Origin of the sequence: Acinetobacter sichuanensis, from assembly GCF_003024515.2 — a bacterium.
Taxonomy (GTDB): Bacteria; Pseudomonadota; Gammaproteobacteria; order Pseudomonadales; family Moraxellaceae; genus Acinetobacter; species Acinetobacter sichuanensis.
On sequence record NZ_PYIX02000033.1, the window covers coordinates 36,816 to 49,987 of the forward strand.

Sequence of the window (13,172 nt, forward strand, 5' to 3'; positions counted from 1 at the left end):
CTTAATTATTGATAATAATAGAATTCTAAATGGATGCTACACAAATACTTGCACCATTATTTTCACAACTATGGTGGATGATTCCATTATTTTTGATTGTTGGGGCAATCAAGGCATTCAAACCATTTTTAAAAGGAAAAATGGGGGAGTTTGCGGTTAGTACACATGCTAAACTTTATTTGGATAAAGAAAAGTACATTTTATTTAATGATTGTACTTTGCCTGATGAACAGAACACGACAACACAAATTGATCATATTGTATTGAGTCCTTATGGCATTTTTGTGGTTGAAACCAAGAATTATAAGGGTTGGATTTTTGGTGGCGAACGCCAGAAAACATGGACGCAAAAAATCTATAAAAACAGCTATAAATTTCAAAATCCTTTGCATCAAAATTATAAACATCAAAAAGTTCTGGAAACTATTTTGGCAGATATTGTTGATCCTGCTGTGATTCATTCCATTGTGGTTTTTATGCCTGACTGTGAGTTTAAAACGCAAATGCCTGCCAATGTGTTTCGCGGTGCAGCTTGGACGGATTATGTGAAAGGTTTTAGAGATGAGGTCATTTCATCAACCAAATTAAAGCGAATTCAATTACGTATAGAAAAAGAAGTTCTTGAAAAATCATGGAAAACCAATCGTCAGCATGTGCAGAATCTTAAAAACAGTCATAGTGCCAAAAAAATTAATAATTAAGTCAAATATAAATTTTAATCGAGTAAATATCTCACTTTATCCAAAGAGTTTTCTTTCTGCTGTTTTAATTCTTATAATTTTAAATCAAATCATTCAAGCTTCAATGTGATGAAGCTTGAATATCTGGCAAGATTAGAATCGTTTTGGTATTTTCTGTCCACCTTCAATAGGTGTTTCAGCATTTTTTAACACACCAAATAACCAGCTTTCTGCATGATTCACCGCAACATTCAAAGCATCACCCAACGCCAGACGACCTGCAATAAAACTTGCAAGCGAGCAGCCTGAACCATGATATTCACCCTCTAAGCGTGGGCATTTGGTTTCAGAAATCATTTCACCATTTACATACAAGGCATTACGAATATGATCAGGCGTATCTTCATGTCCACCTTTGACCAAGACTGCTTTGGCACCCATTTCAAACAACTTGGCTGTGGCTTTTTCTAAGTCTTGTTCGCCTGTTAAAGCACGTAATTCAACGGTATTTGGTGTGAGTACAGTCGCGAGCGGAACCAGTTCGACAAAGGCTTTAACCAAAGTTTCCTGATTGCCCAATGAGCCACCGCTATTTGCAACTAAAACAGGATCAAGCACATATAAATAATCAGGATGTTCACGTAAAAATTCAGCCAAAGCTGCAATATTATCGGTAGTGCCAAGCATGCCAGATTTGACCGCTTTGATGGGTAAATCCTGAACCACAGCATTGGCTTGTGCCAGCAGTAATTCTTTTGAAGTGGCTTCAAAACCAAAAACCTGTTGCGAGTTTTGAATGGTCAGCGCGGTACAGGCAATTGCTGCATGTGCGCCACTTTGTCCAATGGCTTCAATATCTGCTTGCAAACCTGCACCACCAGAAGGATCGAGACCAGAAAAACACAATACAGTAGGGCGCACAATGATGTCCTTAAATTTATAAATTTGAGTTAGTATAGGCAACTTTAGCAAAACTCTCGACTGTAATTTTGCATCGCTTGAATTTAGTAAAAGGTAAATCTGTGCTTAAAAATATTCTGATTGATTTGGATGGAACATTGACTGATCCTAAAGTCGGTATTACCACTTCGGCACGTTATGGTCTGGCAAAAGTCGGGCATCCGATTCCTGAGTCTGAAAATATTGATTGGATCATTGGTCCACCGCTGAAAGCTTCTTTGGCAAAATTACTTGGTGTTGATGCCAATGATATTTTGGCTGAACAAGCATTACTTGGTTATCGTGAGCGCTTTGCTGTTACAGGTCTATTTGAAAATCATGTTTTTGAAGATGTGGCACAAACGCTTGAAACACTAAAGAATCAAGGCTATCGATTATTTTTAGCCACAGCCAAACCTGAAGTTTATGCACGTCAGATTTTAGATCATTTTAATTTATTGCAATATTTTGAATATCCATATGGTAGTGAACTGAATGGTGAGCGTACTAACAAAGGGGATTTGATCGCTTATATTTTGGAAAAAGAGCAGCTCAAGCCTGAAGAGTGTTTAATGGTTGGTGATCGTGAGCATGATATTTTTGGCGCACGTAAAAATGGCATTGAAACTATTGCAGTGGAATATGGCTATGGTTCGGCTCAGGAACTGGATGAAGCACAGCCTAAAGCGCGAATTAAAACTTTTGCAGCACTTTTACATGTGATTGCCTAAGCGTGACTCAGCAATCACATGTGATAAAAATTAAATATTCAAGAGTTGTCTAATTTGCTGAACCAAATGTGGTGTCGAAATTTGATGATGTGGAATGGTGATACTGCGTAGTTGATCGCCACGAAATTTACGATCAACTTCAAGCATAACATGGGTTTGATGTTCTTGAGCGACAAATGAGACTTCAACTTCATTGATGCCACTAAAATGCTGTGTTGGTAAAAATTCAAGCTCTTGGTAACAACCAATCGTAGAAAAATAGTGACCACCACGTAATTGACCTTTTTCTACATCAGCAGTTGCTAAAAAGAAGCCACATTGTTGCATGGCTTGTAAAAATGCTTGCATCGCAGGTGTAGGAGCGATGTTTAGATTATCTTTGTCTGTAGCGTCAACCGCCCAATCAATGTCTAAATGGGTATGTAGCCATACACGTGTTTTGTTATGACGACATTGTATTTCAGTGATTGGCGTTTCAAAAGGTAATTGTATAGAAAATGGAAAACTATGTGATTGATTTGCTTTAAGTTCAAAAGCACCACTCACATGCCATTGTTGAATGGTTAAATCTTGGTTAAATTCATGATCACTGCTTTCAACCTCAGCAGAGGTCATGAGTTTCAAATAAATACCATTAATATTTTTATTAGATGCAGCACCTTTAAAAATAATCTCACCATTCACGATTTGACCTGCTTGTGGTGTAGATGTATAGATGCAAGTATTGACTTCAACACCTTGTAAACCAAGGTTAGACATAAGCTTACTGAACATTTTTATAGAAAACCAATATTTAGTGTTGTTAATATGGCTATTGAAATCAGAATTTAAAATCCTGTCAATGCCATGATTGTGTTTATTTTCAGATCAACTTTATTTTTTTAATTTAAAATAAAATGAAAAATATTCTATGAATGATAAAAGTCTAAGGTAAAGGATATCTGTGCGAAATTATAAAATAGATGTATTACGTGGTATTTCAATTTTATTGGTCTTAATTCACCATTTTAATATTCCATATAAATTACATGATACCTTTTTAGGGATACAGATTTTTGGTGAGAGCCTAAGTACCTTGATTGCTCGTAATGGGAATTATGGCGTGACGATGTTCTTTGTGATCTCAGGTTTTTTAATTACTCAGCATAGTTTGCAACGTCACGGCTCATTGGCACAGATAAAACTTAAAGACTTTTATATACGCCGTGTTGCACGAATTATTCCATGTTTGGTTTTATTGGTGGCTATGGTGACAGTATTGGGAAGTTTTGGGTTAAAACCTTTTATCAACCAAGCACCGAATGGCATAGACGTGTCTTATGGTTTAACTATATTTGCAGCATTTAGTTTTTGGATGAACATTCTGATTATTGAAAATGGTTGGGTAAATTATGCTTTAGGTGTGCTGTGGTCATTGTCTGTAGAAGAAGTTTTTTATCTTGCATTTCCACTTTTATGTTTGCTTTTAGGGCGTAGTCAAAAACACTTTATTTTACTGTTGCTTGCTATTATTGCTTATGCACCTTATTTCCGTTCACTGCATTTTGGTGCAGAAAATGGTGCTTATCTTTACCATTATTTTTCCAGTTTTGATGGAATAGCAATAGGTTGTTTAACTGCAATTGTCGTGCAAAATTTTAAAGGAAGCCTCGCTTATAAAAATCTGATTGTGAGCATTGTTTCAATCATGATGGTCATGCTTTATTTTTATGCGCCCATCAAAGAAGTCAGTACTTGGGGAATTTCGGTCTTTGCTTTGTTCGCTGCAATATTAATTTTCTGTTTCTCGCAAAATGCTGCATCAAAAGCATCTTCTATCACCTCAAAAACGATGGTCTGGATTGGGCAACGCAGTTATGAAATGTACCTATTTCATTTAATTATTTTAGGGTTATTTAAAGTGGTTTATTTTCCTAAAGAAACGCTGCCTGCTGAAAAATTAATGTTATTACCGATTTATTTTATTTTGGTGTTTATTTTAAGCTGGATGATCGAAAAATATTATTCAACACCTTTAAATCGAAAAATTCGGCAACGTTTTATACGGTCGAGTTCTTAGGAAATGAGAACTGAGCTGCTCAATCTTTAAGTTTGAGTGATTCGCTGAGAAAATGATTGAGCATCAGAAAGCAGAATTTACAGACAAAAATAAACCGACGATTCGAGTGATGAATAAATCGTCGGTCAAAATACTTCGCTTAATTTGATTTAGGCTGCTGTTCCAAATCAAATTATAAGAAGCATGAGTTTATAGGTCTCATGGGATAGAAGGTTACCGAGTCAAATCTGCGGATGCCAGTGCAAATTGTTCGCGGTTGCTGCAACCTTATACTTATATAACGACAGCTCTTTTGCTTTGGTTGACAAGAAAGTGAAAAAAAATTAAAAAATTTTCCTATAATGTATTTTTGAGTTGTGGAAATTCCCATATGACATCACTAAGTAAATATTTTTTATGGTTTTTTGTACTTTGTTTGATGTTGACAATGGTGGTTGGCGTTTTGGTCGCTTTATTACCTAGTCAGGTTGCAGGTGTTTTAACGGCATTACCTTATCTGATTTCTATGCTTATTGTTTTACACTTATTTCTAAAGCAGCAAAAGCGCGCTCCAAGTAAAGCAGAACAAAAAAAATTCTCTATCGGGTTTAGTCTGATTTTTTGGACATATAATTTTATTGGCATCTTCATTGGGGTGATGATTTTTGCACGTCATGATGCTGAAGTCTGGAATAATTTTTTACTCTATATGCAAAGCCCACAATTTTTAATGATTTCGGCAATGATGTTATTGATGTTAGCAATTCCATTATTTCTGATTACTTACTGGTTTTATGGTAAACAGGCGCAACGTATGGCAGCGAAAATGTTTTCATAGGTAAATAATGCAGCTTTATGAGTGTTTAAAAAGTATGCTTGAATGGAATTTATAATAATCAAAAGAGTATTTCATTCATGCAGACCGTTTTAGTTACTGGTGCAACAGGTTTTATTGGCAGCCATTTGTTGCGCTATTTGTTACAGCATCATTTTCAGGTCATTGCATTGTCACGGAAAATGCATATTTCAAACCATGTAAATTTACAATGGATTGATTCACTCACTGCACTCGAAAATATTTCACTAGATTATGTGGTGAATTTGGCAGGTGAGAGTATTGGTCAAGGTCGTTGGACAGCAGCACGAAAACAAAAACTGATTCAGAGCCGAGTCGATACCACAAAAAAACTGTATCAGGCACTCACACAATATCAAATTAAGCCTAAATGTATTATTTCAGGTTCTGCGATTGGCTATTATGGAGTTGATTTTACTGAGCAATGGTTAAATGTTTGTGATGAATCTTCATCTCCTCAAGCGATTTTTATGTCTGAACTTTGCCAAAAATGGGAAGCTGAAGCGTTGTCTGATCCATTGCAAAACACCAAAATCATGCGTTTAGGCGTCGTGTTTGGTAAAAATGGTGGCATTCTTCCGCAAATGTTATTGCCAATTAAATTAAATTTAGTCGGGCGAATTGGGTCAGGACGCCAGCCCATGACTTGGGTGCATATTGATGATGTCATTCAAGCGATTTTATTTTTATTTCAAAGCGCATCAGACCAAAAAATTTATAATGTGGTTGCACCTGATCATATTGACCAAATGCAATTTGTCAATGTTGCTAGTAAAGTATTTAAGCGTAAACCATTTTTGCCATTACCGAGTTTTGTGATGAAACTCTTGATGGGCGAGCAGTCTCAATTGGTGTTAAATGGTCAATATGTGCAACCCAAAGCTTTACTGAATGAAGGCTTTAAATTTCAATATGCAGACTTGGACAGTGCTTTAAGACAAATCATCCATTCATAATTTTGCATCATACTGTGTCAAGTTGGGTTAAACGTTGAGTTGAGTACGCATATGGGTCAGCTAAGGTTTCTTGTTTGAGCATCATCTGACGCAGTAAGCGCGCTGATGCAGGACCCATACAAAGCCCATTACGATAGTGCCCAAAGTTTGCCCAAAGGTTTTTTATATTTGGCATTTGCCCGATATAGGGAATCCCTGTAGGTGAACTTGGTCTCAAGCCTGCCCATTGTTTTACGATTGGAAAATTGGCGAGTTCAGGCACCATTTCAAGACAGGCTTTATAAATATTTTGCTGTGTTTGAATACTTGGACGTTGGTCAAAACCAAGATGATTCATGCTTGAGCCACATACAACATGTCCATCCATACGGGGAATAAGGTACATGACATTGTTCATACACATGGTGGGTAACCAATTTTCAGGGGTTTTAAAAAGCATCATTTGCCCCTGCACAGGCTCAACGGGAATGCTGCATTTTAGCTGTGTTGACCATGTGTTTGACCAAGCACCTGTCGTCATCACAAATTGATCTGCTGCAAAATGTTGACCATTTGAGGTTTGAAGAGACTGAATTTGATTATTTTGAAGATTAAACTTTTCAATCCAAGTATTTTCAATCACTTCGGCATTAGGATGCTGTTTTAAATATGAAATTAATGATTTGAGTAATCTTGGATTACGCACATTTGCTAAGTATGGGAAATAAATCGCATGTTGGAATTGTTCGGCAATATGTGGGTTAACGGCTTCCAGTGATTCACGTTGTAAATACTCACAATGTTGCATCGGTTCTTGGTATTGGTCTTTGTAATTCAAACCAATTTCAAAATCAGCTTCATCAAAGATCAACATTCCTGTTTCATGAATTTCAAAATCAATACCTGTTTCAGGCAAAAGTTTTTGATTCCAATCTTGATAGAGTTGTTTACCATGTTGTGCGAGATGATTCACTTCTCGTGGATAACGCCAAGGATACATTGGAGAAAGAATTCCTCCACCTGCCCATGAGGCTGCATGACCTGCATGTTGTTGGTCAAATATGGTGACTGTGCAACCTTGTTCAACAAGTTCGAGGGCGGTGAGTAAGCCACTTACTCCTGCACCAATGATGGCGATATGCATGAAAATCAATACCACTTTTTTTAAGTTGAAATGATCTGGATTAGATTTCAACTCATAACACTAAAAAATGAGTACAACCACAAATATTGATTTGAGGGCATGTACCTTTGCGTAGGTAATTCCTTACTTTTCAGAGATGAAAAGTAACAAAAATCTTTTGTTGGACTGAGGGGAATTCCTTTTCCCCCAGTCCAACGGTGGCATCCATGCCACCTATCGCGAATTAAATACTGAGTAGAATTTAAATTAAAAAATAAGAAGTAGAAAGTCTTACTTCATCTCTTTTAGTTGGCGTGCTGCTTGTTCTGCATAGTACGTCCAAATTCCATCTGCACCTGCGCGGCGGAAGCACATGAGTGATTCCATAATCACGCTTTCAGAAAGCCAACCATTTTGAATGGCAGCAGCCAACATCGCATATTCACCACTAACTTGATAAACAAAAGTAGGCACGCCAAAGGTATCTTTGACTTCACGAACAACATCAAGATAAGGCATACCAGGTTTAACGATCACCATGTCAGCGCCTTCTTGAATATCTAAAGCGATTTCATGTAAAGCTTCTGCACGGTTACCGACATCCATTTGATAGTTATATTTATTACCACCTTTAAGGTTGGATGAAGAACCAACAGCATCACGGAAAGGGCCATAGAAGCTAGACGCATATTTTGCTGAATACGCCATAATGCTCGTATAAATATGACCATTGCTTTCTAAAGCTTGACGAATTGCACCAATACGTCCATCCATCATATCACTTGGTGCAATAACATCTGCACCTGCTTCAGCATGACTAAGTGATTGTTTAATTAGACATTGTACGGTTTCATCATTTAGTACATAACCCGTATCATCAATGATACCGTCTTGACCATGCGTTGTGTACGGATCTAATGCGCCATCTGTAATTAGAACCATTTCTGGTAGTTCTTTTTTTAGTAAACGTAAGGTATTTTGCACTAAACCATCTTCGTGCCATGCAGCTTCTGCGGTTAAGCTTTTATCTTCTTGCGGTGTTACTGGAAATAATGCGAGTTTAGATACACCAAGTTCTAACAAAGTTTCTGCTTTTTTCAACAATAAATCCGCAGATAAACGTTGTACGTTTGGCATACTAGGTACATCTTGGGTTTGATTTTGCCCAGGAAGTACAAATACTGGATAAATGAGATGATCTGCTGTGAGTTGAGTTTCTCTGACCATGGCACGGAGCTTGTCATTTTTACGGATACGGCGCATACGAGTGGCTGGAAAAGCAGGACGATTGAACGTATAAGTCATAACAATCTCAATATTCAGTATTAAACTAAGCATTATTGTAGCCCTTTCACATATTTTTTGGGGAAAAGCTGCATTTTTTTCTTAAGATTGGTTTTGTATTTATTATGAGTGATTCTCCTAAAATTGATTCGACCTCGAGCGAGTCACAAAAAAAGTGGACTGGAAATTTACATCTAGGCGCTAAAGCTGATTTAAATGTTGTTCTGAAACAGTTAACCAAAGCATTTAATAGTTCACCTTATTTTGCACATAACACCATGCAAATGCGTGTGGTCAATGATGAAATCGAAGGCTACATTGAGATGCAACCTTTTTTGATTGGCAATGTTGCATTTCAAATTTTACATGGTGGCGTCGCTGCAACTTTACTCGACAGTATTGGTGGAATTGTGGCAATGGGTGAGTTATATAAAAGAGCTGAACCTGATCAATTGCCTGATACCTTGAAAAAGGTTTCTCGTTTAGCCACTGTAGATATGCGTGTCGATTATTTATCACCGGGTCGTGGAAAGTTTTTTATTGCTAAAGCTGAAACGTTGAGAATGGGGCGTAAAGGCTGCACCATGCGTATGACCATGGTGAATGATGAAGGTAAAGCGATAGCAACAGCGATTGCTTCATATGCTTACTAAAAAATAGTGTACTGCCCAGTACACATTGTATTTATTCTGTCAATATAAGTGGTCGAAATTTAGATTTTGATCACTGAGTCTTGCAAAAAAATAAGATGAATATCAATAGTTTTCTATAAAATCAGACAATAAACTCTAGAGTAAATATTTTTATTCTCATATTATGATTTTTACCTGTAAAATTGACCGCCACATTTTTAAAACAACCTTGACGCTTTCATTGGCATCATTTCAAGTGATTTTGAACATTAAAACCATGATTCAGTTCGATCTCTAGTTTGATGTAATGTGGTGATGAGGTTCCTAAAAGCTAGGAATATGCGATGACTGAAGCGCAGATGACGAATGCCTCTCCAAATGAAACTCCATCTCAAGCAGATGATGAAGCAAAACAAAAACGTAAAAAAATGCTGAAAATATTTGCATTATTGGTGCTTGTTATTGGCATCTTATATGCACTTTGGACATTTTTTTTCGGAAATAAGGTTGAAACTGACAATGCTTATGTTGGGGCTGAAACTGCTGAAATTACCTCTATGGTCAGTGGTCAAGTTGAAAAAGTGCTGGTGAGTGATACACAGCAAGTCAAGAAAGGGGATGTCTTAGCAATTATTGACAATCGTGATGCCAAAATCGCAGTTGCACAGGCAGAGGCAGAATTGACGAAAGCGAAACGTCAATATACACAAAGCTCAGCAAATAGCAGTTCATTATCTTCACAAATTTTAGTCAGTGCCGATGATATTAACAGTGCAAAAGCACAAGTGGCACAAGCTGAAGTGGGTTATCAGCAAGCGCAGCAAGAATTTGCCCGTCGTCAACAATTAAGTGCTTCAGGAGCGATTTCTAAAGAAGAATTTACCAAGTCACAAAGTGCTTTGAATAATGCAAAAGCCAGTGTCGATGTTGCTAAAGCCTTTTTAGCTCAAGCAGAATCAAAACGTAAAGCAGCACAAAGTAATTTAGATGCAAATGAAGCACTCATTAAAGGTACATCACAAACATCAACACCAGATGTTTTAGTGGCTCAAGCCAAACTTGATCAGGCACTTTTAGATTTAGAGCGTACAGAGATCAAAGCGCCATTGGATGGGGTGATTGCACGTCGTAATATTCAAGTTGGACAGCGTGTTGCTCTTGGTGCAAGTCTAATGAAAATTGTGCCATTGTCTGAGTTGTACGTCGATGCAAACTTTAAAGAAAGCCAATTACAAAATGTGAAAGTCGGACAGAAAGCGACTTTAACTTCAGATTTATACGGTAAAAAAGTTGAATATCATGGCACTGTAATTGGTTTCTCTGGGGGTACTGGTTCTGCATTTGCTTTGATTCCTGCGCAAAATGCCACAGGAAACTGGATTAAAGTAGTACAGCGTTTACCTGTGCGTATCAAGTTAGATCCTAAAGAGTTAGCAGAGCATCCTCTACGTGTAGGATTATCGATGACAGCTGAGGTTGATACCTCATCAGCGAAGTAATCGCCTATGAACAGCTCAACATTTCAAGGTGAGTTAAAGGGCGCTAAGTTATTACTGGCTGCTTTTTTCTTGGCATTGGCAAACTTTATGGTCGTCTTAGATATGACCATTGCCAATGTATCTGTTCCTCATATTACAGGCAGTTTGGCAGTTTCAAGTTCACAAGGAACTTGGGTGATTACCTCTTATGCGGTTGCTGAAGCAATTTGTGTTCCATTAACTGGATGGTTGGCAGGGCGTTTTGGCGCTGTTCGCGTTTTTAGCATTTGTTTGATTGGATTTACGACATTTTCAATTTTATGTGGTTTATCAAATAGTTTAGCAATGTTGGTAATTTGTCGTATTGGTCAAGGTTTGTTTGGTGGACCGATTATGCCACTCAGCCAAACTTTACTGATGCATATTTTCCCTCCTGAAAAGCATTCGCAAGCCATGGGAATGTGGGCAATGACGACTGTCGTAGGTCCAATTTTAGGACCGATTTTAGGCGGTACGATCAGCGATAACTGGTCATGGCATTGGATTTTCTTTATCAATATTCCTGTAGGGTTGTTGTGTGCTGTAGGTGTTATGCGTCTGCTCAAAGTTGCAGAAACACCAACTGCAAAATTGCCGATTGATGGGATTGGTTTGGCTTTGCTGATTGTTTGGATTGGCGCTTTACAGTTAATGCTCGATTTGGGGCATGAACGAGATTGGTTTAGTAGTGGTCTAATTTGTGCTTTAGCCGTTATTTTGGTGGTTGGTTTTATTGCTTTCTTTATTTGGGAATATTACGAAAAGCATCCAATTGTGAATATTCAAATCTTTAGATATCGTGGTTTTACCATTGCGACCTTATCTCTTGCTTTTGCCTTCGCGGCATTCTTTGGCAGTATTGTACTCATTCCACAATGGTTACAAATTAACTTAGGATATACCGCATCATGGGCAGGTTATCTGACTGCAACTATGGGTTTTGGTAGTTTGATGATGTCACCTATTGTGGCGAAGTTAGCCACCAAATATGACCCACGAGCTTTGTCGAGTTTTGGTCTCATGATTTTGGGTGGCGTGACCTTGATACGGTCATTCTGGACCAGTGATGCTGACTTTATGGCATTGGCATTACCGCAAATTATTCAAGGTTTTGCGGTACCATTTTTCTTTATTCCCCTTTCAAATATTGCATTGGGTGTGGTACGCCCTGATGAAGTTGCTTCAGCAGCAGGTTTGATGAACTTTATGCGAACGATGGCGGGTGCGATTGGGGCATCCATTGCAGTAACGATTTGGGATGATCATACCAAAATAGCACGCAGCGAAATTGTTTCTACAATGCATGTTGAAGAGACTCAGCGGAATTTGGTCAATAGCGGCTTTAGCCCAGAAATGGCACTTGGTACAATTTCAAACTTGGTGGATAAAGAAGCTTTAACCATTTCAGTGAATCATGTGTTTTTAATCTTTGCGATGGTTTTTATTTTCGCAGGTTTAATCATTTGGTTATGCCCAAGACCAAAAGGTAATGTGGGGGCAGGGCATTCACATTAATAAATAGTTATCTAGAAAGCCCGATATTTATCGGGCTTGTTTTTATGTCTGTGAATAAAAATAGAGGTATTTTGAATACATTCTCATGTGGATTGAACAATTGAACTGTCCAAAGAAATCAGCAAACAATATTGGTCAAGATAGCTCACCAAAAAATGCAAAGCCTTGAAAAGATGAGCAAACGAGATCTATAGAGCGAAATGAGTTATTGAAAATAGTCAAAGGTTTGGAAGATCACCTTGGAGAAAATAGTCTGGTTATCATCGACGTAGTTTGGTTGAAATCAAGATACACTGTATCAAACTTTTAGAAGATAAATGAACAGCAAGGAGTTTTTCTAGTCAGGTGAAAGAGATTTATGGTTTTAATTTTAGTTGAGAAAACACAATGGTAATATTTGGAAAACCTTTTGGAACATGGGTGTTTACGAAAGAAATAAACTCGATAGAAGATGATTCTATTAAAGATCAATTAATTAATAACTTATGTAGCTTGCTAATAATATTAGAAAAGTATGGTTTTTTTTTTCCAAAACTTATAGAACTATATGATAATGCAGAAACTAAAGAAAGTTCTTCAATTGATTATAATTTTGAAAAATATTCAGTTTCAGATCAGGATGATTATAAGCAGAGTAACTATTGGTATCAATTATTTTATAAGTTTAATCATGTAGAAAGAAAACTTCCATTTACAGTTGATATTAGTGGCTTGACTCTGTTGTTGGATAATAGCAATAAAATTTTTGTAGAGGATGGTTTCTTTGTTAACACTTATTTTAAAAACCATAAAGTAATATTTATTTTGTCAACCTATGCAACGGATTGGTTACCTTATCGTGCGGATTTACGAGGAGGGGTTAATCCTGATTATGAAGTGAATGCAATACGTTTGGAGCAAGTTTTAATAGAACTCACAAAAA

13 protein-coding genes and 1 pseudogene are annotated in these 13,172 nt (G+C 37.3%); 10 read left to right on the plus strand and 4 right to left on the minus strand.

From position 1 onward, the window contains the following. Positions 1 to 29: 29 nt before the first annotated feature. Positions 30 to 701, plus strand: a complete 672-nt coding sequence (locus C9E89_RS16390; RefSeq protein WP_107009414.1) for a nuclease-related domain-containing protein — start codon at positions 30 to 32, stop codon at positions 699 to 701. Positions 702 to 833: 132 nt separating this feature from the next. On the opposite strand, the gene C9E89_RS16395 is transcribed toward C9E89_RS16390, so the two are convergent. Beyond that, complete coding sequence (locus tag C9E89_RS16395; protein WP_107009415.1) at positions 834 to 1,601, minus strand: hydroxymethylpyrimidine/phosphomethylpyrimidine kinase; 768 nt, start codon at positions 1,599 to 1,601, stop codon at positions 834 to 836. A gap of 101 nt (positions 1,602 to 1,702) precedes the next feature. On the opposite strand from C9E89_RS16395, the gene C9E89_RS16400 reads away from it, so the two are divergent. Beyond that, on the plus strand, positions 1,703 to 2,350 hold the full coding sequence (locus C9E89_RS16400) for an HAD-IA family hydrolase (RefSeq protein ID WP_107009416.1): 648 nt from the start codon (positions 1,703 to 1,705) through the stop codon (positions 2,348 to 2,350). A gap of 30 nt (positions 2,351 to 2,380) precedes the next feature. On the opposite strand, the gene C9E89_RS16405 is transcribed toward C9E89_RS16400, so the two are convergent. Beyond that, complete coding sequence (locus tag C9E89_RS16405) at positions 2,381 to 3,124, minus strand: sporulation protein (RefSeq protein ID WP_107009417.1); 744 nt, start codon at positions 3,122 to 3,124, stop codon at positions 2,381 to 2,383. A 169-nt stretch (positions 3,125 to 3,293) separates the two neighbouring features. Here C9E89_RS16405 and C9E89_RS16410 point away from each other — a divergent pair, with 169 nt between their 5' ends. The 3 genes from C9E89_RS16410 to C9E89_RS16420 all read left to right on the plus strand — a co-directional run bounded on the left by C9E89_RS16410 (position 3,294) and on the right by C9E89_RS16420 (position 6,200). Next, positions 3,294 to 4,409, plus strand: a complete 1,116-nt coding sequence (locus C9E89_RS16410; protein ID WP_107009418.1) for an acyltransferase family protein — start codon at positions 3,294 to 3,296, stop codon at positions 4,407 to 4,409. Between the two features lie 370 nt (positions 4,410 to 4,779). Next, a complete protein-coding gene (locus C9E89_RS16415; protein WP_107009419.1) occupies positions 4,780 to 5,226 on the plus strand; it encodes an ABZJ_00895 family protein in 447 nt (148 codons plus the stop codon). A 77-nt stretch (positions 5,227 to 5,303) separates the two neighbouring features. Then, positions 5,304 to 6,200, plus strand: coding sequence for a TIGR01777 family oxidoreductase (locus C9E89_RS16420; protein ID WP_107009420.1), 897 nt, complete (start codon positions 5,304 to 5,306; stop codon positions 6,198 to 6,200). Between the two features lie 7 nt (positions 6,201 to 6,207). Here the strand turns inward: C9E89_RS16420 and thiO are convergent, their stop codons facing one another. After that, positions 6,208 to 7,323, minus strand: a complete 1,116-nt coding sequence (gene thiO, locus C9E89_RS16425; protein WP_107009421.1) for a glycine oxidase ThiO — start codon at positions 7,321 to 7,323, stop codon at positions 6,208 to 6,210. A 270-nt stretch (positions 7,324 to 7,593) separates the two neighbouring features. Then, the gene (gene hemB / locus C9E89_RS16430) at positions 7,594 to 8,607 is read right to left on the minus strand and encodes a porphobilinogen synthase (RefSeq protein WP_171405154.1); all 1,014 of its coding nucleotides are present in this window, start codon (positions 8,605 to 8,607) and stop codon (positions 7,594 to 7,596) included. A gap of 104 nt (positions 8,608 to 8,711) precedes the next feature. On the opposite strand from hemB, the gene C9E89_RS16435 reads away from it, so the two are divergent. The 5 genes and pseudogenes from C9E89_RS16435 to C9E89_RS16455 all read left to right on the plus strand — a co-directional run. Then, positions 8,712 to 9,239: a thioesterase family protein gene (locus C9E89_RS16435; RefSeq protein ID WP_107009423.1), complete on the plus strand. Its 528-nt coding sequence runs from the start codon at positions 8,712 to 8,714 to the stop codon at positions 9,237 to 9,239. A gap of 323 nt (positions 9,240 to 9,562) precedes the next feature. Beyond that, the gene (locus C9E89_RS16440) at positions 9,563 to 10,717 is read left to right on the plus strand and encodes an HlyD family secretion protein (RefSeq protein ID WP_107009424.1); all 1,155 of its coding nucleotides are present in this window, start codon (positions 9,563 to 9,565) and stop codon (positions 10,715 to 10,717) included. Positions 10,718 to 10,723: 6 nt separating this feature from the next. Then, a complete protein-coding gene (locus tag C9E89_RS16445; RefSeq protein WP_107009425.1) occupies positions 10,724 to 12,250 on the plus strand; it encodes a DHA2 family efflux MFS transporter permease subunit in 1,527 nt (508 codons plus the stop codon). 151 nt (positions 12,251 to 12,401) lie between these two features. After that, positions 12,402 to 12,568, plus strand: a pseudogene (locus C9E89_RS16450) (IS5/IS1182 family transposase); the annotation flags it as partial. Between the two features lie 69 nt (positions 12,569 to 12,637). After that, on the plus strand, positions 12,638 to 13,172 hold a 535-nt coding region (locus C9E89_RS16455), incomplete at its 3' end, for a hypothetical protein (protein ID WP_147305728.1).

Excerpts from the sequence above, each read along its gene's own strand:
- C9E89_RS16415 (WP_107009419.1), top strand. The coding sequence starts at position 4,780 with ATGACATCACTAAGTAAATATTTTTTATGGTTTTTTGTACTTTGTTTG.
- hemB (WP_171405154.1), bottom strand. The coding sequence starts at position 8,607 with ATGACTTATACGTTCAATCGTCCTGCTTTTCCAGCCACTCGTATGCGC.
- C9E89_RS16420 (WP_107009420.1), top strand. The coding sequence starts at position 5,304 with ATGCAGACCGTTTTAGTTACTGGTGCAACAGGTTTTATTGGCAGCCAT.
- C9E89_RS16435 (WP_107009423.1), top strand. The coding sequence starts at position 8,712 with ATGAGTGATTCTCCTAAAATTGATTCGACCTCGAGCGAGTCACAAAAA.
- C9E89_RS16440 (WP_107009424.1), top strand. The coding sequence starts at position 9,563 with ATGACTGAAGCGCAGATGACGAATGCCTCTCCAAATGAAACTCCATCT.
- C9E89_RS16405 (WP_107009417.1), bottom strand. The coding sequence starts at position 3,124 with ATGTTCAGTAAGCTTATGTCTAACCTTGGTTTACAAGGTGTTGAAGTC.
- C9E89_RS16445 (WP_107009425.1), top strand. The coding sequence starts at position 10,724 with ATGAACAGCTCAACATTTCAAGGTGAGTTAAAGGGCGCTAAGTTATTA.
- thiO (WP_107009421.1), bottom strand. The coding sequence starts at position 7,323 with ATGCATATCGCCATCATTGGTGCAGGAGTAAGTGGCTTACTCACCGCC.
- C9E89_RS16390 (WP_107009414.1), top strand. The coding sequence starts at position 30 with ATGGATGCTACACAAATACTTGCACCATTATTTTCACAACTATGGTGG.